At 43.4% G+C, this 22,138-nt stretch carries 19 protein-coding genes and 1 pseudogene; 2 read left to right on the forward strand and 18 right to left on the reverse strand.

Translation table 11 applies throughout. The features are described from left to right. Positions 1 to 55 precede the first annotated feature (55 nt). Together dmeF and AC2VOY_RS12260 are read left to right on the forward strand one after the other, a co-directional pair. Entirely contained in the window at positions 56 to 1,066 is a 1,011-nt protein-coding gene (gene dmeF, locus AC2VOY_RS12255) for a CDF family Co(II)/Ni(II) efflux transporter DmeF (RefSeq protein WP_491833867.1), read from the forward strand. A 30-nt stretch (positions 1,067 to 1,096) separates the two neighbouring features. Then, positions 1,097 to 1,525, forward strand: coding sequence for a MarR family winged helix-turn-helix transcriptional regulator (locus AC2VOY_RS12260; RefSeq protein WP_491833868.1), 429 nt, complete (start codon positions 1,097 to 1,099; stop codon positions 1,523 to 1,525). A 152-nt stretch (positions 1,526 to 1,677) separates the two neighbouring features. Here the strand turns inward: AC2VOY_RS12260 and AC2VOY_RS12265 are convergent, their stop codons facing one another. From AC2VOY_RS12265 to ureA, 18 genes and pseudogenes are all read right to left on the reverse strand, one after another. Then, positions 1,678 to 4,041: a Lon protease family protein gene (locus tag AC2VOY_RS12265; protein WP_491833870.1), complete on the reverse strand. Its 2,364-nt coding sequence runs from the start codon at positions 4,039 to 4,041 to the stop codon at positions 1,678 to 1,680. Between the two features lie 121 nt (positions 4,042 to 4,162). Continuing rightward, positions 4,163 to 4,570: a hypothetical protein gene (locus tag AC2VOY_RS12270; protein WP_491833872.1), complete on the reverse strand. Its 408-nt coding sequence runs from the start codon at positions 4,568 to 4,570 to the stop codon at positions 4,163 to 4,165. 98 nt (positions 4,571 to 4,668) lie between these two features. After that, entirely contained in the window at positions 4,669 to 5,805 is a 1,137-nt protein-coding gene (locus AC2VOY_RS12275; RefSeq protein WP_491834130.1) for a glycosyltransferase family 4 protein, read from the reverse strand. Positions 5,806 to 5,838: 33 nt separating this feature from the next. Then, positions 5,839 to 7,032: pseudogene (locus tag AC2VOY_RS12280) on the reverse strand (glycosyltransferase family 4 protein); the annotation flags it as partial. Between the two features lie 29 nt (positions 7,033 to 7,061). Further along, the gene (locus AC2VOY_RS12285; RefSeq protein WP_491833873.1) at positions 7,062 to 8,111 is read right to left on the reverse strand and encodes a glycosyltransferase family 2 protein; all 1,050 of its coding nucleotides are present in this window, start codon (positions 8,109 to 8,111) and stop codon (positions 7,062 to 7,064) included. Between the two features lie 39 nt (positions 8,112 to 8,150). Beyond that, complete coding sequence (locus AC2VOY_RS12290; RefSeq protein ID WP_491834131.1) at positions 8,151 to 9,527, reverse strand: capsular biosynthesis protein; 1,377 nt, start codon at positions 9,525 to 9,527, stop codon at positions 8,151 to 8,153. A gap of 5 nt (positions 9,528 to 9,532) precedes the next feature. Next, a complete protein-coding gene (locus AC2VOY_RS12295; protein ID WP_491833875.1) occupies positions 9,533 to 10,753 on the reverse strand; it encodes a lipopolysaccharide biosynthesis protein in 1,221 nt (406 codons plus the stop codon). A gap of 1 nt (position 10,754) precedes the next feature. After that, a complete protein-coding gene (locus tag AC2VOY_RS12300; protein ID WP_491833877.1) occupies positions 10,755 to 13,064 on the reverse strand; it encodes a GumC family protein in 2,310 nt (769 codons plus the stop codon). 10 nt (positions 13,065 to 13,074) lie between these two features. Continuing rightward, a complete protein-coding gene (locus AC2VOY_RS12305; protein WP_491833879.1) occupies positions 13,075 to 13,815 on the reverse strand; it encodes a polysaccharide biosynthesis/export family protein in 741 nt (246 codons plus the stop codon). 15 nt (positions 13,816 to 13,830) lie between these two features. Then, a complete protein-coding gene (locus AC2VOY_RS12310; RefSeq protein ID WP_491833881.1) occupies positions 13,831 to 15,198 on the reverse strand; it encodes an outer membrane beta-barrel protein in 1,368 nt (455 codons plus the stop codon). Positions 15,199 to 15,245: 47 nt separating this feature from the next. Beyond that, positions 15,246 to 16,646 carry an undecaprenyl-phosphate glucose phosphotransferase gene (locus tag AC2VOY_RS12315; RefSeq protein ID WP_491833883.1) on the reverse strand — a complete coding sequence of 467 codons (1,401 nt, stop codon included), beginning with the start codon at positions 16,644 to 16,646 and terminating at the stop codon, positions 15,246 to 15,248. A 251-nt stretch (positions 16,647 to 16,897) separates the two neighbouring features. Beyond that, positions 16,898 to 17,557: an urease accessory protein UreG gene (gene ureG / locus AC2VOY_RS12320; protein WP_491833885.1), complete on the reverse strand. Its 660-nt coding sequence runs from the start codon at positions 17,555 to 17,557 to the stop codon at positions 16,898 to 16,900. A 71-nt stretch (positions 17,558 to 17,628) separates the two neighbouring features. Next, complete coding sequence (locus tag AC2VOY_RS12325; protein ID WP_491833887.1) at positions 17,629 to 18,339, reverse strand: urease accessory protein UreF; 711 nt, start codon at positions 18,337 to 18,339, stop codon at positions 17,629 to 17,631. Positions 18,340 to 18,346: 7 nt separating this feature from the next. Further along, positions 18,347 to 18,985, reverse strand: coding sequence for a HupE/UreJ family protein (locus tag AC2VOY_RS12330; protein ID WP_491833889.1), 639 nt, complete (start codon positions 18,983 to 18,985; stop codon positions 18,347 to 18,349). 39 nt (positions 18,986 to 19,024) lie between these two features. Then, entirely contained in the window at positions 19,025 to 19,570 is a 546-nt protein-coding gene (gene ureE / locus AC2VOY_RS12335; RefSeq protein WP_491833891.1) for an urease accessory protein UreE, read from the reverse strand. 54 nt (positions 19,571 to 19,624) lie between these two features. Further along, on the reverse strand, positions 19,625 to 21,358 hold the full coding sequence (gene ureC / locus AC2VOY_RS12340) for an urease subunit alpha (protein ID WP_491833893.1): 1,734 nt from the start codon (positions 21,356 to 21,358) through the stop codon (positions 19,625 to 19,627). 68 nt (positions 21,359 to 21,426) lie between these two features. Next, positions 21,427 to 21,762, reverse strand: coding sequence for an urease subunit beta (locus AC2VOY_RS12345; RefSeq protein ID WP_491833895.1), 336 nt, complete (start codon positions 21,760 to 21,762; stop codon positions 21,427 to 21,429). A gap of 60 nt (positions 21,763 to 21,822) precedes the next feature. After that, positions 21,823 to 22,125 carry an urease subunit gamma gene (gene ureA, locus AC2VOY_RS12350; protein ID WP_491833897.1) on the reverse strand — a complete coding sequence of 101 codons (303 nt, stop codon included), beginning with the start codon at positions 22,123 to 22,125 and terminating at the stop codon, positions 21,823 to 21,825. Between the last annotated feature and the right edge of the window lie 13 nt (positions 22,126 to 22,138).

The following is a 22,138-nucleotide window of genomic DNA, read 5'->3' on the forward strand; positions in this document are numbered from 1 at the left end:
GTTTGATTATCAAGTTATTCTTTTATCAATTAACTTGATAATCAAGGTATTTAAAATGACTGATCCCAATCTAAAAATTTGCCCGCAGCAACACCAACTCAATCACACCAACCACCAAGGTGAAAAGCGAACCCTATATGTTCTCGCGTTTACCATAGTCATGATGGTGATTGAGATTGTTGCTGGCAGCGTATATGGCTCAATGGCTCTGCTTGCCGATGGTTGGCACATGAGTACCCACGCCGCCGCTTTTATGATCACTTTATTCACCTATCGCTACGCGCGTAAACATGCCAACAGCACGAAATTTTCTTTTGGTACCGGCAAAGTCGGCGCGCTGGGCGGTTTTAGTAGCGCCATCGCGTTAACCTTAGTCGCACTTATCATGTTGGTCGAGTCTTTGCAACGCTTTTGGACGCCACATGAAATCCATTTTAATGAAGCTATTTTTGTTGCTTGTCTGGGCCTTGCAGTGAACCTTGTGAGTGCGTATTTACTTAAAGATGATCATCACCATCATCACGGGCATGATCATGGCCATGCGCACCATCACGACCATCACCTTCACCATAAGCATGAACATGAACATGAACATGAACATGAAGAAAATCATACACACTATCACGAAGAAAAAGCTCAGCAACATCAAGATCATAATTTAAAAGCAGCTTATATGCATGTGCTCGCCGATGCCCTCACGTCAGTACTCGCGATCGTCGCTTTATTTGCCGCCAAGTTTTGGGGATGGAACTGGCTTGATACCATGATGGGAATTGTTGGCGCTGTGATCATTACAAAATGGTCGATTGGCTTAATCAAGCAGACAAGCCCAATCTTACTTGATGCCAGTCTTGATGAAGATTATTTAACCGACATGGTCACCAGCATTAAAAATGATGATGAAAACAACCAGATCCATGATTTACATGTATGGAAAATCAGTAGCGATCACTACGCCGCGATGCTGACGATTCAATCTGCGCAAAATAAACCGGCTGAATATTACCGACAATTGCTAACCAAGTTTGATAAAATCGAGCACTTGACGATAGAGGTTCAATCCTAAATTCGATGTCCACAGATTTGCAGGTGTAACATGACTCAGAAAACAACCAATCTTAATCATGAAATAATTGAATTTTATGATAAATTTTCTGCTTGGGAACACAAGGTTGTCAAAGGAAAAGCATTTAGCTTAGCCCAAATTCATACCATCGAAGTATTAGGTGCTCACGGCCCGATGCGGATGAAAGCTTTATCAGATAAACTTGGGATCACAACCGGCACCTTAACCGTTCAGGTGGATAAACTCGTCGCCGCTAATATTATCGCGCGCCAGCCCCATGAAACGGATCGCCGCTCAATTGTGGTGACACTCACCAAGACAGGTGAATCTTTATACCAAGAGCATAATGATTTGCACCTTGAGATGATGCAACAAATCACTAAGGATTTATCGGCTGAGCAAAAAGCTTTATTGCTTGAATGTTTAGCCTCGATGAATCGTAATTTTGAGGATCTGTAAGCTTATCGACATAGACTTATTAAGATTTAAGAAAGATAAATAGGTTAAGTAAGATAAATAGGTTAAGTAAGATAAATAAAAATGGCAGTGAAACCCGCTTCACTGCCATTTTTGTGTCTATTTACTCGTTTTCACAAGCGATTAGTCTTTCACTATCTCGCCACAGCGTTCAGCCTTGCTTGGGCGATGCCAAACACACTTTCAACTGGGTAGTTTTGCGCCAGATCGGCCTCACCAACACTTTTACCCGTAAAGAGCTCAATCGCCTCACGCACATGATCAATCGCATAAATATGGAAGTTGCCTTGTTTCACCGCATCCACAATATCCGAGCGCAGCATCAAATTCTGCACATTCGAGCGTGGGATGATCACCCCTTGGGTGGATTGACGGCCCATGATTTTACAGACATCAAAAAAGCCTTCGATTTTTTCATTCACGCCGCCAATCGGCTGAGCCTGACCAAATTGGTTCATCGAGCCGGTGATCGCTAGATCTTGACGCAAGCCAATGCCAGAGAAAGCTGACACAATCGCGCAAACTTCTGCCATCGAGGCACTGTCGCCGTCCACACCGCCATAGTTTTGCTCGAAGGTGATGTTAGTGGTCAGCGGGATACGTGCACTTTTGCCAAAAACGGAAGCTAAATAAGCCGATAAAATCATCACGCCTTTTGAGTGAATGCTGCCACTTAAATCCACGCTACGTTCAATATCTAATATATCCCCGTCGCCATAAGCTGTGGTCGCGGTGATCCGATTCGGCGCGCCAAAGCTATAATCACTGGTGGCGAGCACAGACAGCGCATTTACTTGCCCCACAGACTCACCTTTGGTGGCAATCAAGGTGGTGCCGCGTTTAAAGCTTTCGAGCACATGATCTTGCAAGCGGTTGACGCGCAAACGTTGATCACTCAAGGCTTGCTCAACATGACTTAAACGGATCATATTTGAGTTAGCACGCTTGGCGGCATAGTTAGCTTCACGCAGCAGGTTGGCAATATTTGCCGAGTGCAAAGACAACTTGTTTTGATCCCCAGCAATGCGCGCACTTTGCTCGATGATCCGCGCAATCGCTTTTTTATCGCAATGCAGCAAGTTATTGTCATGGATCATGCTCGACATCAAACGAATATAACTCTCCTCTGATTCTTTGGTGCGGCTTTGCTCATCTTCAAAATCAGCGGTGACGCGAAATAGCTCAGAAAACTCGGCATCATAATGTTGCAGCAATTGATAAGTGCGATAATCACCAAATAAGATGATTTTCACATCTAGCGGAATGGCTTCGGGATCAAGCGAAACAGCGCCGGTTAAGGTGACTTCTTTTTCGAGCGAAGCAAGGCTTAGTTGGCGCGCACGCAAGGCACGTTTCAAGCCATCCCAAACATAGGGACGTTCGAGCACCTTGATTGCATCCATCAAGAGCACGCCGCCATTGGCTTTGTGCAAACTGCCTGCGCGGATCAATGAAAAGTCAGTAAAAACCGTGCCTTTTAAGGTTGCAGTCTCAATTGAGCCAAACAAACTATGATAATTCGGGTTATCTTCAACAATAATTGGGTAAGTATTTTGCGCATTATTGACCAATACATTGATCATATAACGACGCGGCAGACGCCCTTCCATCGACGCGAGTGACATTTCATTGGCATCACTTGATTCTTGCAAAAATAAATCGACATTTTCGACAATATCTTTTTGCATCGCATCCAAGTGCGCTTTTATTTCAGGGTATGGTTTGTATTGTTTTTTCAGATCTTTTATCGCATGACGCAAGACTTCAAGCGTGGTTTCATCGTTAAGCTTTTTGATCTTATCGGTATAAGTTTCTTCCCATTCGGTCAGTTGGCGCACCATCTTACGCAAGTCAATTTCCAGAGCATCGATTGCATCTTCAAACGCTTTTTGCTCACTCATAGGCAACGCATCAAAGCTATCTTCAGTGTGCAAGTTTTCCTCATCAATCATGGCGACAAATTGATAATCCCCTTGCGGTGTGATCGTTAAGCTGATGTTTTTCTCACGCGCTTTTTTGCCAACCGTGTCTAAAGCACTTTGCTGCTTTTGCGCCATCTGCGCTTTAAGTTTATCCGCACGGCTAAAATAGACTTCGTTATCAAATGCAAGCGGCAAAGCTTTGAGGAGTTTGGAGAGGAGCTTTTCAATATCTTGACGAAATGCTTTGCCAAGGCCGGCTTCAAGCTTCAACACATTTGGGGTGCGCACATCTTCAAAATTTGACACGTAACACCAATCATAAAGTGCCATGTCTTCGGGTTGATTTTGATTTAAATAGCGCAAAATCATGGTGCGTTTGCCAAGGCCGTTTTGACCTGAGGCATAAATGTTATAGCCTTTATCCCTGATTGACATCGCAAACTCAACCGCTTTTTGCGCGCGCTCTTGCCCCATAATAATATCGATCGGCGCCACATCCTTGGTCGATTTAAAGGAGAGATCACTAAGATCGGCGATTTTATACAGCGCATCAAATTCAAGTGAAGTAATCGGCATAAGCATTTCCATATATGTATGATATTGTTTTCTCTACTTTAGTATGAAAACAGTGACATTGTCGTGATCAAAATGGCATGCTGCGCTCAAGCGATTAATTTTTAATCAAAAACAAGCCCTTTTAGCTGATCAAATCCTTAAACCAATCCCATACACCAAATGAAAAGTTATGGAAAATATCAATTCCAAGTGCGGATTTGACGATATAAAGGAAAAATACTACAAAGCTAAACAGTACAGAGACGCTAAGTAAGCTTAAAATACTAAAAAAGATAATCGCAGGAATAGAGTCTTGATCGCGACGCTGGCGTCGATCTCGACCAAATAAGAACAAGAGGTAATAACGCTTACTAAAAAATGGGAACGTCAGGCGCCAATCAATTTTATGTGTGCTTAAGCCGTGCGAAGCCAATAGCGCTCGGTTAATACTCTTTTTTTGCTCTGGCGTTAAGCTATCTTTGCAATCATCGTCTAATGAACGATAAAAACGTTCGATTTCCTGAGGTGTCTCTGTGTTACGTTTCGTCAAAATAGGCTTCTTTTTATTATTTTATTTAAGACTGCACAATAAAACAAAAAAAGGGACCTTTCACAAGTAAAAGCCCCTCAATTTTCGTCAAAATACGGTTATTTAACTAACTGACGATAGACTTGCATGGTTTGCCTAGCAATTAATGACCAATCATATTTAGCTAAATAAGTTTGATAATCCACTGGTGTCGCATGCTCAAAAGCCGTTAGTTTTTGCGCCAATTGCTCACAATCCCCCACTGGGAAATAAACCTCAGCGTCCAGTCCGACTTCGGTGTTGGCTGGAATATCACTGACCATAGCAGGTAAACCGTATGACATCGCCTCAAGCAATGCAATCGGCAAGCCTTCATGATAAGACGGCATCACAAAGAGCCCCGCTTGGCTGAAAACGCTCTGCAGAGCTTGGGCTTTTAAGAAACCAGTCAGCACCACGCCTTCCACTTCTGCGGCTTGTTTTTTCAAACTTTCACTGTATTCACTTGGATGATCGCTATCACCCACCAACACAAGTTTTTTACTCACGCCTGAAGCTTGATAAGCTTTAATCAAATCATGAAAACCCTTTTCTTCCACGAAGCGCCCAACCGCAACAATGTACTCACCTTTTTGAAGATGAAATTGCGACAGATGCGATTGAATCTCGACTTCATCGATTGGCGCTGCAGGCAACACGCCATTGTGAATCAAGTGGGCATCAAATCTATCATGCTTTTGTTTGATAATATCGTTAATTACTTCTGAGATAACAATCACTTCAGACGCATAATTGACCGCTAGTTTTTCACCTAACATAAGGATTTTCTTCGCAAAACCACCCCATTTTTGACGGTCATAATCTGGTCCATGGTGAGTAAAGACGACTTTTTTACCTAAAAGACGCAGCAGCGGCGTGACTAAACCAGGACCGATGGCATGCACATGCACGATTTTAGAACCATCAAACAAGGTACTAAGCGCTGCTAAGGTCGAATGAATAATCGCTTCCAAAGATTGTTTTTTGGGCGTCCAAACTGCGCGCGTATTCACACCTTTATATTGAGATTTTTTATAATCGACATAAGGACTACGCGCAATGACGCAGATATCAATTTCATCATTAAATTGCGCTTTGACTTCTGGATATAAGTGTTGGCAATGGGTTTCGACCCCGCCTAAAACATTTGGGATCCCACGAGTACCAAGTACACTGAGCTTAAAGGGAGTAACTTTAGGCGCATGATGGACATCCACATTCGCTTTCGCTTCACCTTTTGGTGTTACCCCAAGGCTTTGATAAACATCAAGTAATCTTTGCTTATGAACACTCAATGAATACACATCACGCAAACGCTGACGCGCATTTTGACCGAGAGTTTGTGCCAATTTAGCCTCAAGCGAAAGCCTATCCATCGCATTTGCCAAGGATTGTGAATTGCCGGCTTCAAAAAGTAAGCCTTCTTGCTCATGGCGTACTTGTTCAGGAATACCACCAATTTTTGCGCCAATGACAGGCTTACCATAAGCCATGGCTTCAAGCACAGACATTGAGCAGTTCTCATACCATTGTGATGGCACAACCACGGCGCGCGCCTTCGCGATTAAATCAATCAGAGCCTGCCCTTGCTGAAAGCCAACAAACTCAGCATTTTGGTACTTAGCTTCTAGTTCTTCTTGCAAAGGGCCTGTGCCGACAATTTTAAGCGGCAGCGGACTTTTCATTCGCTGATGTGCTTCCAGTAAACTTGGCACCCCTTTTTCATCGCTCAAACGCCCAACATAGACGAAGTAACCCTCATCGATAATCTCGCCTTGCGCGAGGTTTTCATCAATTCCATTGACGATCACTTCAAGGCGATTTTTCGGTAGTTTTTGCTGAATTTTATTCGCAAGAAACTGACTTGGCGCCACAATTGCATCAAGTTTATAGTAGTTTTTCTTAAAATCTTGATAAAAAGCTTCAAGGGAAAGCAGTAAGCTTTTGCTAGTTGAGCCTTCTTGGCATTTATTTTTAAATGCATTCCAATTTGAACCCGTCAAACAGTCTTCACACACATGTTCATTGCGATACATGGTGTAATTTGGACAAGCAATTTTGTAATCATGCGCAGTTAAAACGGTTTTACAACCAAAGTCTTGCGCGATTTTAATAATAGAAGGCGTGAGTTGGTGATAAATATTATGAAAATGTACCAAATCCGGCTTTTCTTTTTGCAGTAGCGCCTTAAACTTTTGACACGCCTCATCATTATGAATAAAGTTTTTCGCTGTCTTAAATTTTGCGATGACACCAGAGTCTTGATAATAATCGACATTTTCAACAAAGTAGTCGCTGTATGCTGACTCAAAGTTCTTTTCATGCGCCATCGAGAACTCAAGCACTTCAAAGCCGAGTGATTGGAGCATCTCTCTTTCTTGGAAATAAACGGTTTCAGCGCCGCCTTTATTATAGAAAAACTTATTTACCAGTAATATTTTCATCATCTTGCCCAACTTCTTAATTTTTATATTTATTTAGTTACTTCTTGTGCATTTGGCGCTGTTTTTGGATCTTTTTGTGTCATACACAAACCGCGCAATAAACCACATGAGAAAACAGTTAAGTTCAAAACACTTAAGCTGCCACTTTTTAAAGATTTATTCTGATAGGATTTGAATGCCCAAAATGCAATCCCGGGCAATAAACTCAGCCAAAACAGACCAAAGTGCCCGATCATCAGTGACAATAAAAATGCCGCTGCAACACCGACAAGGTAAAGGCTAAATGCAGCTAAGGTTTTGACCGTTTTTAAGCTATCAATAAAGTACTCGCTTCCCCATGCACTGCGCAAAAGCTCTCCTGGTCCACATAAGTACTTACTCTTCCAGCGGCGTTTTAATAGCTCGAAAGTCGATAAGGTGTAGGAGCTATGAAAGAAATATGGCACATCCAAGCGATGCAATTTAAAACCCGCTTTAGTCAAGCGAATGCCAAGCTCAGCTTCTTCAAACGCATGCAGATTTTGGTTGGTTAAATAACCTATGCTATCAATTGCGCTGCGACGATATAAGCCACCACCGCTTAAATGCGAGACATCGCCAAGCGGGTAGATTTCATTGATTCGCTGCTTGCGTGATTCAAACTCGTAATTGTGCGCATCATCCATTTCAACGCGCCCAGCCACGCCAGCATAGTCTTGATGCGCCTCTAAAAAACTTAAGCCAGCTTCGACAAACCCTTGTTCTAGCTGCATATCACCATCAAGTAAAAGTAAATACTCGCCTTGACTATACACATAACCGAGTTGGTGCCCGACGCCGCAGCAGCGATCCGCTTCTTGGGTTAAGCTGACAACTTTTGCGCCAAGTTCAAGCGCTATCTGCTGAGTTTTATCGGTTGACAGGCTATCAGCAACAATGACCTCATGTGACACCTCAGAAAGATGGGTGCGAATGCTTTCAATCGTCGCTGCAATCCCATCTTCTTCGTTTAAGGTTTTAATGATCACAGAGACCAAAGGAGTACTTGCTTGGCTATCACAAGAAGCAAGCGCTTCTGGGTGTAGATCGTTATCTGTCATGGCGTGAACCTCGCGCACAAAAATTAAATTAAATTAGAACTAACGCGCTGCTGCGTAATTCATCACGGACTTTCTGATCACCAAGGCGCAGCCAAGGGTCAAATAAAAAATAAATTGCAGCATAGGCGTTAGCATCAAAATCTGGCTATACGGCAAACTTAATAAACAGGCGACACCAAAAGCGCGAAAAGCAGCTTGATAGCTCACCAACTCTATATCTGCTCTATCTAAATCTTCTCGGTTTAACAATGCTTTTGGCTTAGATATTTTTAATATATAAATCACTAAAGTCATAAAAAAGATGGTGCCGACTATCCCCACTTCCCACAGCAACATACTCAAAGATGTGGAGTCCAAAAGCACGTTTAAGACAATATTTAAAAAGCCTGGTGCAACCGAGCTACCATGGTTAGTTGAATTCAATCCATAACCAAATAGCACCCCTGTCATGCCATATAAATCACTGTTATTAAGCCAGAAAAATATTGTCGTCATCCGCCCAAGCTCTCCGGATTCCATAATATAATTAGGGTCAAAGATATAGCTTAGTGAGTCCAAAAAGATATCCAAGGGGCTCTTGGTTGGATCTGTGCCAAACGCTGAGGCGTAGCCAGCTGCAAGCACCATGATCGCAATGCTTATCAAAGCAAAACTACCAACAGCTATCATCAAGAGCACCTTGATATCCATCCCCTTCATGCCTTTGATATAACTCGGTGAAAGCCAAACCACAGCTAAGAGCATTGGCGAGAGTAAAATCACAAACTTAATCTCCCCCAGCACGCATAAGGCAAAGCCAATCGAAACATGGATAATCATCGACTTTAAGCTCACCACACCATGCTTGAACCCTGAAACTTTCAAGAGCATGATCAGTAAGCAAAAAAGACCCATTGCAGCCGTGTTACCGCCTCCGAGTGGATCCCCACCAAAGGTGCCGACGACTGAATCCCATTTTTCAAATTCACCTTTAAATGCAACGCGTCTTGGCACCATCACCAACACTTGAAAGATGATCACCGGCAGTTGGACATAAAAAATCCAATCAAAGAGTTTGACCAAACGATAAATCTGCGACTCACGGCAAAAACCAAGCAGCAAACACAAAAGCACTAGCGATAGCGCAAGCTCGTTTTTCATTCCAACAATCGTGATTAAGACGCCACTTTGCAGCAAGGTGCTGGCTAGGACCATGCCAAAAAAGCCTAAAAATAAGGCAAGCGTCATGACTTCTTGGCTATCTAAATTTAAGCCTTCATAGCGAGTTTGCATAACTAGCAGCAAAGACATGGCACAAGCGAGTAAAAACGGCAACCAAAGCACCGCACCTATCCCAGTAAAATACTGCACTAAACCACAAAAAACCAAAGTGGTTAGTGCGTAAACCTGTAGATAGAGACCTGTGTTAAGTTGCAACAAATTCATGCGTTTGGCTCTATCTCACCTGATTTCATGCTTTGCGCGCGTCTGGTTACTCTTAGATAAATAAAGCTGTAACGGACAAATGACAAACAAGCGTATAAAAGTACCGCCATGCCATAATCTGGATAGAAATATGGGAAGGCGACAAAGGCAATTAAAACCACTAATAACTGCTCAAGTTGGATCTGCAAAAAGTAACGTGGAGAGCCGAATACCAACTCAATCACTGTCAGTGGGCAAATCGCTAATGCAGGGAATAAATACGGCAGCATATAACGTGAGGTTGGAATTGAATCCACCCATTCAGGGCTCATAAATGGTAACTTAATGACCAATGGATAGAAGATGAAGACACCAGCCGTTGCAATCACACCAAGGCTAAATAGGAGCCAGCGGACTTTTTGAAATTCAGGGTAATTAAAGCGATTGTTGCGAAAATCAATCGACCACTTGGAGAAAATAGAATTACGCACGGCATTGCCGACAACGGTAATTGGCGACAAGCAAAAACGATGGACAACCGCAAAATAACCGGCCACCACAGGTGAGAACCAAAAGTTCACCAAAATAGTTGGCAAGTTAATGTTCGCCATTGCGAGAACTTCAGCGCTACCAACCCCTGAGATATAACCAAGATTTTGTTTAAAAAAGCCTATAATTTGGCGCGGCGCAAAGTCTGAGAGTGAAAACTTTCGCCAGCTTAGCGAGTAGTTTAACCAAAGACCAATAAGCACTAGCATTGCCAGTGACCAAAGCCAATAGAAGAGCGCCATACTTGTGGTCGCAAATAAAAGCCCAAAAACGAGAATCGAGACACTCAAACGTTGCAATGCGAGCTGTTTCATTTGCCCATCTCGTAATAAAATATTTTCTGAGATTAAAACTAAAGCATGCGTAAACGTAAGCAAGATCAAAACGATAGGGTCTCTATCGAAAATTAATGCTGCAATATAGCCATAAATCACCGCCATCACAGCGCTTTGTACAAAACAGTAGGCAATGTTACCAAAGAGCTTCTCTTCAGATTGCTTAGGTATTAATAGCTGGGTCGCAAAGGTACAAACTTGCGCCCCAATGATCACAATACTAAAGGTTAAGGCATAAATACCGACATCAGCCATGCCATATTTATGTGAGACGAGCCAAATCGAAATCGCTCCAATCACTTGGGTGATAATCGAAGAGCCAGCTATGGTCGTAATATTTTTAAGAAGACTCATCTTATTGCCCTTTTTGTTTAGATTTAAAGCTAAAGCGCTTTTTTCTTTGCTTTTCTTTTGGTTTGGCTTGCTTAGATTTGACAGACTTTTTGCGGCCTAAAAAACCAGTTTGTTCACCTGAAATTAAAGTCTTACCTTCTTCACTTTCAATGTCTTCGGTTTTGACTTGATTGAGTACACCACCGATTAACTCAATTGAATTTTCATCAAAGGCTGCAATGGCCTTCTTGATTGCCGGCGCACCTAAATAATCGGCTTTAACCACAAAGATACCGGCATCTGCATGCTGACTTGCAAGCAATGCATCTTTGTATTGCGAGGTTTCAGGTAAATCTAGCAAGATACGTGGATATTTTTGTCTCAGAAGCGTTAGTAAATCTTCAAATGCTTGTGATGCAAACACGACCAAAGGCGAGTCCGCAAACTGACCTAATGGCAGAACATCTAATCGCTCTGTACGTGAAAGGAGTAAATCTTCCAACGCCATGCTGCCATCAAGTAGCTGTGATACCCCTTGTGTGGCTTCCAAGGCGCTCGAAACCCCTTCGCTATGACGCATATCTAAATCAATCAACAAAGTTTTTTCTTCACGCGCAAAACTTTGTGCGATTAGATAAGCGACACTTGAACGCCCTTCTTGCGTCCCACAAGACAGCACAGGGATCATCTGCCAAGAGAAGTTTTGACCTAAGGCTGTGCCTCGCTGCTTTTCAAGCAATAGAATATTTGAGCGGATCCCATGTACCAATTCAGCTTTATCCGCTTCTTGGATCAAAGCTTCCACGCCATAAACAATATCATCTGCTTGCCAATTAAATTTAATCAGCTCACCAAGCGGGGTTAAACCTAAACGGCTTTCGATTTGGCTTAAGGTTTGGATCCGGTTATTAAGTGCCGCTTTGATAATTAAAGCCACCACACAGAAGATAGCCGTCAACATCACCACCATAATATTAAATAAGCCTTTGTTTGGCTTTGATGGCTTCTCGGCTGGATGCGCGGGATCGTATAAAACTGCATCCGGCTCTTGATATTTACTGGTTAATTCCAACTCTTGGCTACGGGTGTATAAGCGTTTATATAAGTTCTGCGTTTCTTCTAAATCTGTGTTGAGATCATCATATTTATCACGCTTTAAAACAAGCTTTCGCCAAACCTCTTTTTGCTCTTCAAGTTGCTGTTTATATTGATTTTCTTTTTCTAACGCCGACTGATATTTTTTGTACAAACCCGTGCGTAATTCACGTAACACAAGGTTAGTTTGATCATTAATCGCCTGAATTTGCGCTTTGATCTCTAGGATTTTTTTATGTTTAGGGCCATAACGCTTGCTCAAGTCATACAGCTCTTTGCGCGCAGTGATAAGCGCAATACGCAAGTCTTGTATTTGCGCATGGTTTGAGATCTCGGTTGAAGTGATCACCTCAGATAAAGGTTTGCCAAGCAACTCACTCACCACATCATATTCTGTTTTATATTGAATGCGGCGATCTCTCGCATCGGCGAGTTTGTTTGTCACAATTCCTAATGTCTCAGTTTCAAAGCCATCAATGCCGCGAAAGGTAAGTAAACCTTCATTATCAATCAGCTTTTGAATCCCAGCTTTTTTCGCAATAATATCCGCTTTAAGCTCATTCATGCGTCGTTGGTTCCACGCTTGAGCCTCACGGGTTTTGGCTGTTTTTTGATCGCGCGTATAATCGATAAAGGCTTGTGCAACCCCATTGGAAATGGTTACAGCCATATTTCTATCTGCGGACTCATATGAGACATATGCGAGCTGTGTTAAGCGCACGCCTGTGATGGTTAAGTTTTTATTTACTTCTTTCACCGCAGCATCTAAACGTGCTTGCTGGCGCTCGGCAGAGATTTTTCCTTCCACCTCTTTGGCTGATTCCCCTTCGCCATTAAAGTCTGGATTCTTATCTAAACCTAAGTCCAATACAGCGCGTTCTAAAATGATGCGCGTATTCATCAAAGTAAACTGAGTTTCAAAATACTCATTACGGGTAGAGTCAAACCCATCAATTTTATCTATATCCGTGGCATTATCAGATTGCGCTTTTAAAAGAACGGTCGCCGTCGAGACATATTTTGGGGTTAAGCCTTTGATCATTGGGTAGCAAAGCGCCGCCACGATGGCTGTGATTAATATCACTTTCCACCAGTGGCGCTTAAACTCTTTGATAAAGCGAGTAAAATCAATGGTCGACTCCACCCGTTTGCCTTTTTCAACTAAGCCTAGTTGCTTCGCCTGTGCATCAACACCAGAGGACGACTCAGGCGACGATGTTGAATTATTTTTTGTCATTAAAACCATCTTAGAAAAAACTCATTTCAACAGTGACTACATCTCCTGGCTGAACGATTTGCTCAAGCGAGACATCTTTTAACAGCTCACCAGTACGTGACACACGCAGGTTGATACCATCACGGTCCGCGCGATCGGTATAGCCTCCTGCCACAGCAAGCGCTTTGCGCACTGTCATGCCCGGCTGATATGGATAACTTGCTGGATCTTCCACTTCGCCCGAGACAAAAATATGGCGAAACTCTTCAACGCTCACGCGCACATCAGGGTTGATTAAATAGTCGCCACGTAACCGATTTTCGATCTCTTCTTCGATTTGGCGTGGACTGCGACCAACCAGTTGCACCTTACCTATGTATGCAAAATTGACCATGCCATTATTTTCAATTTTCTGGCGTACTTGCATATCGGGCTCATCATATACATCAATATTGATCAGATCCCCCGCACCTAAGATATAGTTTTGTACATCATTGGTTGCAATATCTTCCGCACTCGCTTGCGCTGCACTTTGAGCGCCACTTGTTTCCATCACTAATGCTTGATTTGAGGCATCCATATTTGACGCTGCCTGCTCTTGCTGGCTACTCGCATCCACCACTGGCGATGATGACACTTGGACATTCTCGCCCCCAGCAACGGACTCAGAGAAATAAGAGTCGACCTGTGCACAGCCTGCAAACAACAAGCTCAATCCAAGTAGCATCCAGCGTCCATCCAAAGCTAACGCACTGAGATTTGTATATTTCATATCATCTGGCTCGTATTAAATCTGAACATTAATAGTAAAAAAAACAAATTGCTGATCATAACCAATGCGGTGCACTATCAAGGAATAATCGCTGCCATCTGCGGTCAGTTGATTATCTGCATCCGCAGCCGTATAGCTGCACCTTGCATTGGTTTCAATCGCATAGCAATCAGTATCTAAATCTGAATCCCAGTTTTCAAACTGGTAACCAAGTTGGAAATTAATTGACGGTCGAAAATCGTAATCAAGAACGAATTTAACCGTATTCCCCTCATCAAACCTTGGCCTGTCTTGCTTTTTATAATCGCTTGTATGGTAGGTATAACTAATGCTACTGGAGAAGCGGTCGACCCACCAAAAATGCTTCCATTCCACACCATATTGCGTATCTAGAATATATCCGCCCACTTCAGAAGGATCTTTTAATTGACGTAATGTGCGCAAACTGAATGTCGAATGTTTGCGGGGTTGCCAGTTGAGCTTAGCTTGCCAGTTCAGACCATCAAAATCATGTGAGTTGGGATTGTTATAAAACACCTTGTGCAAATAAGCGATGTTGCCTTCAAAGGAGGTTTTACCTGTATGTTGGCTGATCACACCTATTTCATAAAAATACTCACGCCAATTTTTTAACTTATTGTCATAAAATCGATTGTTATTGATGAAGCTATAACGAAAGCGTGAATCCGTTGAATATTGGTCAAACAGTTCAAGGATATATGTATTTTCATACCATTGCTGCTCTAAGGTATATTTATAAAAATTGGGACTTGCATCCGCAATCGCATCCAAATCATGAAATGAAAGCTCTTTACGTAAGTAGGCCACGCTCAATGAGCCTCGCGCTTCAGGGGCGCCATAATAATAACGCCCTTCAAAGTTACTAAAGTTAGTTTTCATCCCTTGATTAATCCCTAAGTCGGCATATTGATCAAAGGTAAAGCCCTCGGTACTGTCTTTGCCACGTAGTGCTCTATCTATGGTGTCATCAAATTTGATATAGAATTCATGCATTAAACCATTGCGCCAGTTGGCATCAAAGAAAAAGTAATGACGATTTTTATTATCCTTATCACTGTCTGAATAACGTAGAAAATCCCCTTGATAGATAAACTGATATTTGTCCTCATAACGCTCCCCCACCATTTTAAAATTAGTAAGATAGCGCTGATAAAAGCTTGCAACTGCGTCATCACTTAAGGTTTGATAATTGACATTTGAATTATAACCAAACTCACTGCCGACACTGGATTGAAAGTCAATTCCAAGCCAACCTAGATGCGATTTAGGTGTCAATTGAGCATGTGAAGGGAAACTAATGGAAAATGCAAACCAAAACGCAGTGATAAGCCCAAATGCCCGAGTTAAATGAACCTCAGGCATGCTTTTGGGCTGAATAGGGAAAAATAACTTAAAGGGCATAAATAGGACTAATACGCTGTTTCGCCTACAAAGCCTTTAAAAATCGTTAAAAAGATTATTTTCAAATCATACATAGGCGTCCAGTTCTCCATGTATTTAATATCATATTGGATACGTTTTTCCATTTTATCCAAGGTATCGGTTTCACCGCGAAAGCCGCTAATTTGTGCAAGACCTGTGATCCCAGGCTTCACCTTATGACGTATCATATAGTTATCGACCAAGACGCGATACTCTTCATTGTGTGACACTGCATGTGGGCGCGGCCCAACAATCGACATCGTGCCTTGGAGCACATTAAAAAATTGAGGCAATTCATCCAAAGAGGTGCGGCGAATAAAAGCGCCAAACTTGGTCACACGTGGATCGCCTTTGGTGGCTTGGGTGACCACATCTGAATTTTCCATCACCTTCATCGAACGGAATTTCCAAACTTTAATTTTTTTACCGCCAAGGCCATATCTGTCTTGTTTAAATAAGATTGGGCCAGGCGAGGAAAGCTTCACCCCAATGGCAACAAACGCCAGCACAGGGAGGATCATTAAGGTAATCGCGCCACCAACAAGCAAGTCAATAATACGTTTGATTATCCCACCAATGCCATCAAAGGGGGAGCTAAATACACTAAAGGTTTGAATCGTATCAACCATGTGCACTTGTGAGAAGTGACGGCTATATGTGAAAAGATCGGGGACAACAAAGGTATTGACTGTGGTGTCCGAAAGCTCACGTAAAGCACTTTGAATACGCTCACGTGCAACCATAGGCAAGGCAATGTATACCTCATCAATTCGTCCGGCTTTGGCATCGTTGATCATATCTGCCATCGAGCCTTTAAATTCAGCTTTCAGGTGATAACCAAAACGGCTTGTGCCGCGATCATCATAGGTCACGAATTCTACTTTTTGTTCACCATATTGCTTTTTGACTGCGCGATGAATATAAAGACCGGTTTGCGTTAAGCCTAAAATCGCAATCCGCACAGGAGGCTTGTCTTTTAAAAAGAATAGGTAATAAAACCAACGCACAGAGCTTAACACTAAGGCTACGCTAATATACCAAAGCCAAGTGATGCCAGGATTTAACGAGGCCATATCAGAGCCTTCTAACTCATTTGCGATGGCAATTTTAAACACTTCCATGACCAAAATGCTCAGCGCTATATTTAGCCACAAGCCTTTGATCACCTCTTTTGAGTGAGAGCCGATGCGAAAGCGATACATATTTGTATATTCTGCAACAAGTAAGAAAAGAGAGGAAAAAAGAAGCCCTGCTGCAACATCGACCACTGTATCTTTATGCCCAATGACCGCTAAAATCGAAATTAACAAAGCGTTAATCATTAAAAAATCAAATAACTTTAACAGGATATCTAATCCGTTATCGGCAACTTTTATTTTATTGCTCATACGTGTTAATACCTTTAATTATATTAACTATGCCCCTAAGTAAACTAGAAGCTGTGAAAAACATCAAGTATTCAGTCGAATACAAAAAAATGGTCACACCAAAAATGACATGACCATTGTTATTATAGGGTAATTAACCGATTAAATACTACAAAATTACCAGAATAGAGTTAAATCATTGTAAACATCGCCCCACAATATAACATTTCGAGCCATAAGTATTCACATGATTAATTTAGCCTTAATTATAATTAGTTGGCATGATGATTATTCAGTGTCAACATCCCTTCGGTGACGATAAAATCAATAATCGTATCCAGCCCTTTGCCTTCTTTAAGGTTGGTAAACACATACGGCTTATCATGACGCATACGTTTGGTATCAGACTCCATCACTTCAAGCGATGCACCAACATAAGGGGCAAGGTCGATTTTGTTGATCACTAATAGATCCGAACGAGTAATACCTGGGCCACCTTTACGTGGAATTTTCTCACCTTCTGCCACATCAATCACATAGATGGTTAAATCAGCAAGCTCTGGGCTAAAGGTAGCGCTTAAGTTATCGCCACCACTTTCAACAAATACTACATCTAGGTTTTGGTGACGTCTTGCTAGTTCATCCACCGCAGCAAGGTTCATCGACGCATCTTCGCGGATCGCCGTATGCGGGCAACCGCCTGTTTCCACACCGATAATACGATCGGCTGCCAGCGCCTCAGCGCGCGTTAAGATCTTGGCATCTTCTTGGGTATAAATATCATTGGTCACGACCGCAATATTTAATTTGTCACGAATCGCCTTACATAAAACTTCTAACAGCGCTGTTTTGCCCGAACCAACAGGGCCACCGATACCAATGCGTAGCGGTTGTTTATAGCTTGGTTGTGAAGAAGTTGCTTGATTTTCCATGTTAAAATGTCCTTTTGTATACTCAAAATCATTCAAGATGCAGCAAGGCAACCAGATGTTGAGTGTATCGCTTAAGAGCGAAATAACCTTGTGTATTGAGTTTCATGAGCGCTACTTGCCATCGCAATGGCGGGCGTAAAGCTGCCGATTTCATCATCTGTGAGTTGCTCAGATTTTAAAAGCGCCTCTGGCATCACGCTTGATAGCGCAAGCAAGACTTGTTGCCCTGCGCTTTGTCCAAGCGGAATGAGCTTGACCCCAGCCGTGACGAGATTTTCCGCCCAGCTCCATAAGTAGCCTTGTTTGAGCTCAGTTAAACCTATGCCCCAGACTTTTGCAGCAAGCGCAAAGCCAAGCAGTTGATTATGCAGATGCAATTTATCTTCAAAAACTGCAAAGGCCTCGGGTAACAATTGCTTGCCGAGCACAAACATCGCGCGTCCACGTTGGGTTTCTTCAAGCCGAAGCTCTTTGGTCTCGCGGCTGGCATATAAAAAAGCGCTCCACTTTTCGACGGCTTGCCAATCAATTTGCAGCGTTTCTTGGCTTTCATCTAGTGTAATGGCTTGATAAAAGCGCGCGAGAATAGGCAGCTCAAGGCTTGCTAAACTATAATTTTGTTGCAGCTTCATCCAAGCAATGCAATCGGCTTGATTTTTCACCCATCCGCCTTCCACCGCCCACTCCAATCCTTGCGAATAAGTAAAGCCGCCAATTGGCAAACTTGGACTTATCAGCTGAAAAAGTCGAAATGGGCTGGTTTGAGATGTGTTTGTTTGCATAATCGGCCTAAGCTGCAAGGGTTAGAAATGCAGAAGCTGCGATCACGCCACCTAACCAACGGCTAGCGATCAATTGACCTAGGCTGCGACCTGCTAGCATCAACACACTTGCGCCAACCAGCATACCTAAACCAAACTCAACCAATGAGCCTGTTGCTTCAACGCCGTGTGCATAACCGTGGAAGAAGACGAGCGCAACACTCGCCATGCCAAGACCTGTGCTAAGCTTTAAGTTGCTGAAAAGTTTCGTATTTGAAAAGCTAAACCAAATGCCAGCAGCCACTACAAACATAGATGCGCTAATGGCTAATTCAACACCATTGATTGCGCCGAAGGTTGCGCCAAAGCCAAGTCCTGCAACTAAGCTTGCTAGCGCCATCATTGCCCAAGAAAGTTGGAATTTAACTGCTTGCTTGCGATCAGTGTCTTTATTTTGCGCAGCGGCTAGGCTCAAGAAAATGCCAAAGCCAAGCAGCATTAAAAGGTGATCCATGCCTGTGATTGGGTGCATCACGCCTTGCGCAAACGCCATATCATGACTGTGCGCCATATTGCCAACGTGGGCGAAAGCAGGCGTCGCTGCAAAGCTTGCTGCTGCGCCAAATAGAGAAAGTTTTGCAGTCGATTTTAGTTGTCTTGTTTTCATATCAAATCCTTGATTTTTTTTGCTTTTTCAAATTTAAATTTAGTGGTTGTGCGAGTGCGTATGGGAATGGCTGTGACCATCATCAGCGTCACTTCCATGAGAATGGCCATGTTCGTGAGAATGACTATGCCCATGCGAGCTGCCGCCGTATGCCCCATCTTCTGGCTCAAACGCCGCTTTCTCTGAGGTCACTTGCGCGCCAAGCCCTTGCACCATGTCATCGAGCACATGATCGTGCTGATAACGCACAAAGCCTGCGCCAATTTGCAGTGGTACATGGCGGTTACCTAAGTGATAGGTCACGCGGTTTAAAAGCAGCGCATCATCGCAATACACACTTGAGACAGACTCAGGCGCTGCGATCACTTCGATGATCTCGCCGGTTTCACTTTTAAGTAAGCTGCCACCACGTAAGATTTGTCCACGCGGCAAGAAAAGCCCTGCATCTTGCCCATTATCAAGCACGACGCGTAAGCGGCTTTTGATGCGCTTGTTAATCGGTAAACTTAATGTGGTCACCACTTGGCTTGCAGCCTCGCTAAAATTTGGGCTGCCTTGGGTGATCACAGAGGTAAATTCTTGCATTATTTGTCCTTTTTATTTCTGTTAACGCTGCTACAACTTCAAATATGACGACAATTAAAATAAGAAATAACGCTGCGCCATAGGCAATACTTCAGCCGGCTCACAAGTTAACAGCTCACCATCGGCGCGCACTTGATACGTCTGAGAATCAACTTCAATTTCTGGTTGCCAATCATTTAATTTCATATCTGATTTAGAGATATTACGGCAATCTTTTGCCACCCCAATCAAGCTTTGTAGGCCTATTTGCTGAGGTAAGTTTTGCTCTTTAGCAAGTTTTGAAATAAACAGCATCGAGGTTTTCTTGCTTGCTTGACCAAAGCTGCCGAACATTGGGCGATAATGCACAGGTTGCGGCGTTGGGATGGATGCGTTTGGATCGCCCATTGGCGCCATCGCAATCATGCCACCTTTGATAATGCAGCTTGGCTTAACACCAAAAAATGCTGGTTTCCATAAAACTAAATCTGCCAGTTTGCCCACTTCAATCGAGCCCACTTCATGGCTGATCCCATGCGTGATCGCAGGGTTAATCGTATATTTGGCCACATAACGACGGCAGCGGAAGTTATCATTTGCTTCGCGCGTATCTTCTGCTTCTTGGTTGGCTTTGAGATCTTCTTCAAGGCTGCCACGTTGCACTTTCATTTTGTGCGCCGTCTGCCAAGTACGTAAAATCACTTCCCCGATTCGCCCCATAGCTTGAGAGTCAGAAGAGATCATTGAAAATGCGCCCAAGTCATGGAAAATATCTTCTGCCGCAATGGTTTCACGGCGAATACGTGATTCGGCAAAAGCCACATCTTCAGCAATCGATGGTGATAAATGGTGACACACCATCAGCATGTCTAAATGCTCATCGACAGTATTGACTGTGTATGGGCGAGTTGGGTTGGTCGAAGATGGCAAGATATTGGCCTGACCACAGGCTTTGATAATATCTGGCGCATGACCGCCACCCGCACCTTCTGTGTGATAAGTATGGATCACGCGATCGCCAATGGCGCCAAGGGTTGATTCAACAAAACCTGACTCATTTAACGTATCGGTATGAATCGCCACTTGGGTATCGGTTTCTTCGGCAACGCTTAAACAAGCATCAATCGCAGCCGGCGTACTGCCCCAATCTTCATGCAGTTTCAGACCAATCGCGCCTGCGGCGACTTGCTCAGTTAAAGCTTCTTTTAAGCTTGCGTTACCCTTACCAAGCAGGCCAAAGTTCATTGGAAATTCATCCAAAGATTGTAGCATGCGGTGCATGTTCCAAGGCCCAGGGGTACAAGTGGTTGCATTAGTGCCAGTTGCAGGACCTGTGCCGCCACCAATCATAGTGGTGATCCCAGAGCTCAGCGCTTCTTCAATTTGTTGCGGACAAATAAAGTGGATGTGAGAGTCAATTCCGCCTGCGGTCACAATCGAGCCTTCTGCGGCGATAATTTCTGTGCCCGGGCCAATGATAATGTCAACGCCTGGTTGAATATCAGGGTTACCCGCTTTACCAATCGCGCAAATGCGACCATCTTTAACGCCGATATCAGCCTTGACCACGCCCCAATAATCTAAAATCAATGCATTGGTTAAAACTAAATCTGGCGTTTCGCTTGATGGCAACTGACTTTGTCCCATGCCGTCGCGGATCACTTTGCCGCCGCCAAATTTCACTTCATCACCATAAACGGTGTAATCTTTTTCCACTTCTAGCCAAAGATCAGTATCGGCTAAACGCACTCTGTCGCCTGTGGTTGGGCCAAACATTTGTGCATAGGCCTCACGTGATATTTTTGCCATTTGATGTCCTTATCTATCTTAGTTTGATAGCTTTCTATTCACATTCATTCAATCTCTATACAAGAGAATTAATCCAATGGCCCCATGACCTTCCCTTGAAACCCGTAGACTTCACGCTTGCCAGCAAGGGCAACTAATTCAACGGTGCGGGCTTGGCCTGGCTCAAAACGTGTCGCGGTGCCGGCTGGAATATTAAGACGAAAGCCGCGGGTTTTTTCGCGATCAAATGACAAGGCGTTATTGACTTCATAAAAATGATAATGCGAGCCAATTTGCACCGGTCTGTCACCATGGTTTTCCACGCGGATAGAAATCGTTTCGCGGCCTTGATTGATTTCGATGTCACCCTCTTGGGTTTGAATTTGGCCGGGCGCCCATTCGGTATTAATAATGCTTGATCCCATAATTTATCCTTTTTAACTCATTGACTTTTAGGCTAATAATGTCGTGATACGATGATCGAGCTAAACAATCGGATCATGAATCGTCACAAGTTTAGTGCCATCTGGAAAAGTAGCTTCCACTTGCACATCTGGGATCATTGAAGGCACGCCTTCCATCACATCATCAGCAGTAAGTAAAGTGCGTCCATAGTTCATCAACTCGGCAACGGTTTTACCTTCACGTGCGCCTTCGAGTACCGCACTTGAAATCAGCGCGATGGATTCAGGGTAATTTAGCTTCAAGCCTTTGTCTTTGCGCTGCTGAGCAAGCATGCCGGCGCAAAAGATTAAAAGCTTGTCCTTTTCTCTTGGTGTTAATTCCATCTTCTGTCCCTAT

The organism is Vibrio sp. KMM 9700, assembly GCF_058545285.1.

Excerpts from the sequence above, each read along its gene's own strand:
- dmeF (WP_491833867.1), top strand. The coding sequence starts at position 56 with ATGACTGATCCCAATCTAAAAATTTGCCCGCAGCAACACCAACTCAAT.
- ureG (WP_491833885.1), bottom strand. The coding sequence starts at position 17,557 with ATGGAAAATCAAGCAACTTCTTCACAACCAAGCTATAAACAACCGCTA.
- AC2VOY_RS12330 (WP_491833889.1), bottom strand. The coding sequence starts at position 18,985 with ATGAAAACAAGACAACTAAAATCGACTGCAAAACTTTCTCTATTTGGC.
- AC2VOY_RS12325 (WP_491833887.1), bottom strand. The coding sequence starts at position 18,339 with ATGCAAACAAACACATCTCAAACCAGCCCATTTCGACTTTTTCAGCTG.
- AC2VOY_RS12345 (WP_491833895.1), bottom strand. The coding sequence starts at position 21,762 with ATGGGATCAAGCATTATTAATACCGAATGGGCGCCCGGCCAAATTCAA.
- ureA (WP_491833897.1), bottom strand. The coding sequence starts at position 22,125 with ATGGAATTAACACCAAGAGAAAAGGACAAGCTTTTAATCTTTTGCGCC.
- AC2VOY_RS12295 (WP_491833875.1), bottom strand. The coding sequence starts at position 10,753 with ATGAGTCTTCTTAAAAATATTACGACCATAGCTGGCTCTTCGATTATC.
- AC2VOY_RS12310 (WP_491833881.1), bottom strand. The coding sequence starts at position 15,198 with ATGCCTGAGGTTCATTTAACTCGGGCATTTGGGCTTATCACTGCGTTT.
- AC2VOY_RS12300 (WP_491833877.1), bottom strand. The coding sequence starts at position 13,064 with ATGACAAAAAATAATTCAACATCGTCGCCTGAGTCGTCCTCTGGTGTT.
- ureE (WP_491833891.1), bottom strand. The coding sequence starts at position 19,570 with ATGCAAGAATTTACCTCTGTGATCACCCAAGGCAGCCCAAATTTTAGC.
- AC2VOY_RS12265 (WP_491833870.1), bottom strand. The coding sequence starts at position 4,041 with ATGCCGATTACTTCACTTGAATTTGATGCGCTGTATAAAATCGCCGAT.
- AC2VOY_RS12305 (WP_491833879.1), bottom strand. The coding sequence starts at position 13,815 with ATGAAATATACAAATCTCAGTGCGTTAGCTTTGGATGGACGCTGGATG.
- AC2VOY_RS12285 (WP_491833873.1), bottom strand. The coding sequence starts at position 8,111 with ATGACAGATAACGATCTACACCCAGAAGCGCTTGCTTCTTGTGATAGC.
- AC2VOY_RS12260 (WP_491833868.1), top strand. The coding sequence starts at position 1,097 with ATGACTCAGAAAACAACCAATCTTAATCATGAAATAATTGAATTTTAT.
- AC2VOY_RS12315 (WP_491833883.1), bottom strand. The coding sequence starts at position 16,646 with ATGAGCAATAAAATAAAAGTTGCCGATAACGGATTAGATATCCTGTTA.
- ureC (WP_491833893.1), bottom strand. The coding sequence starts at position 21,358 with ATGGCAAAAATATCACGTGAGGCCTATGCACAAATGTTTGGCCCAACC.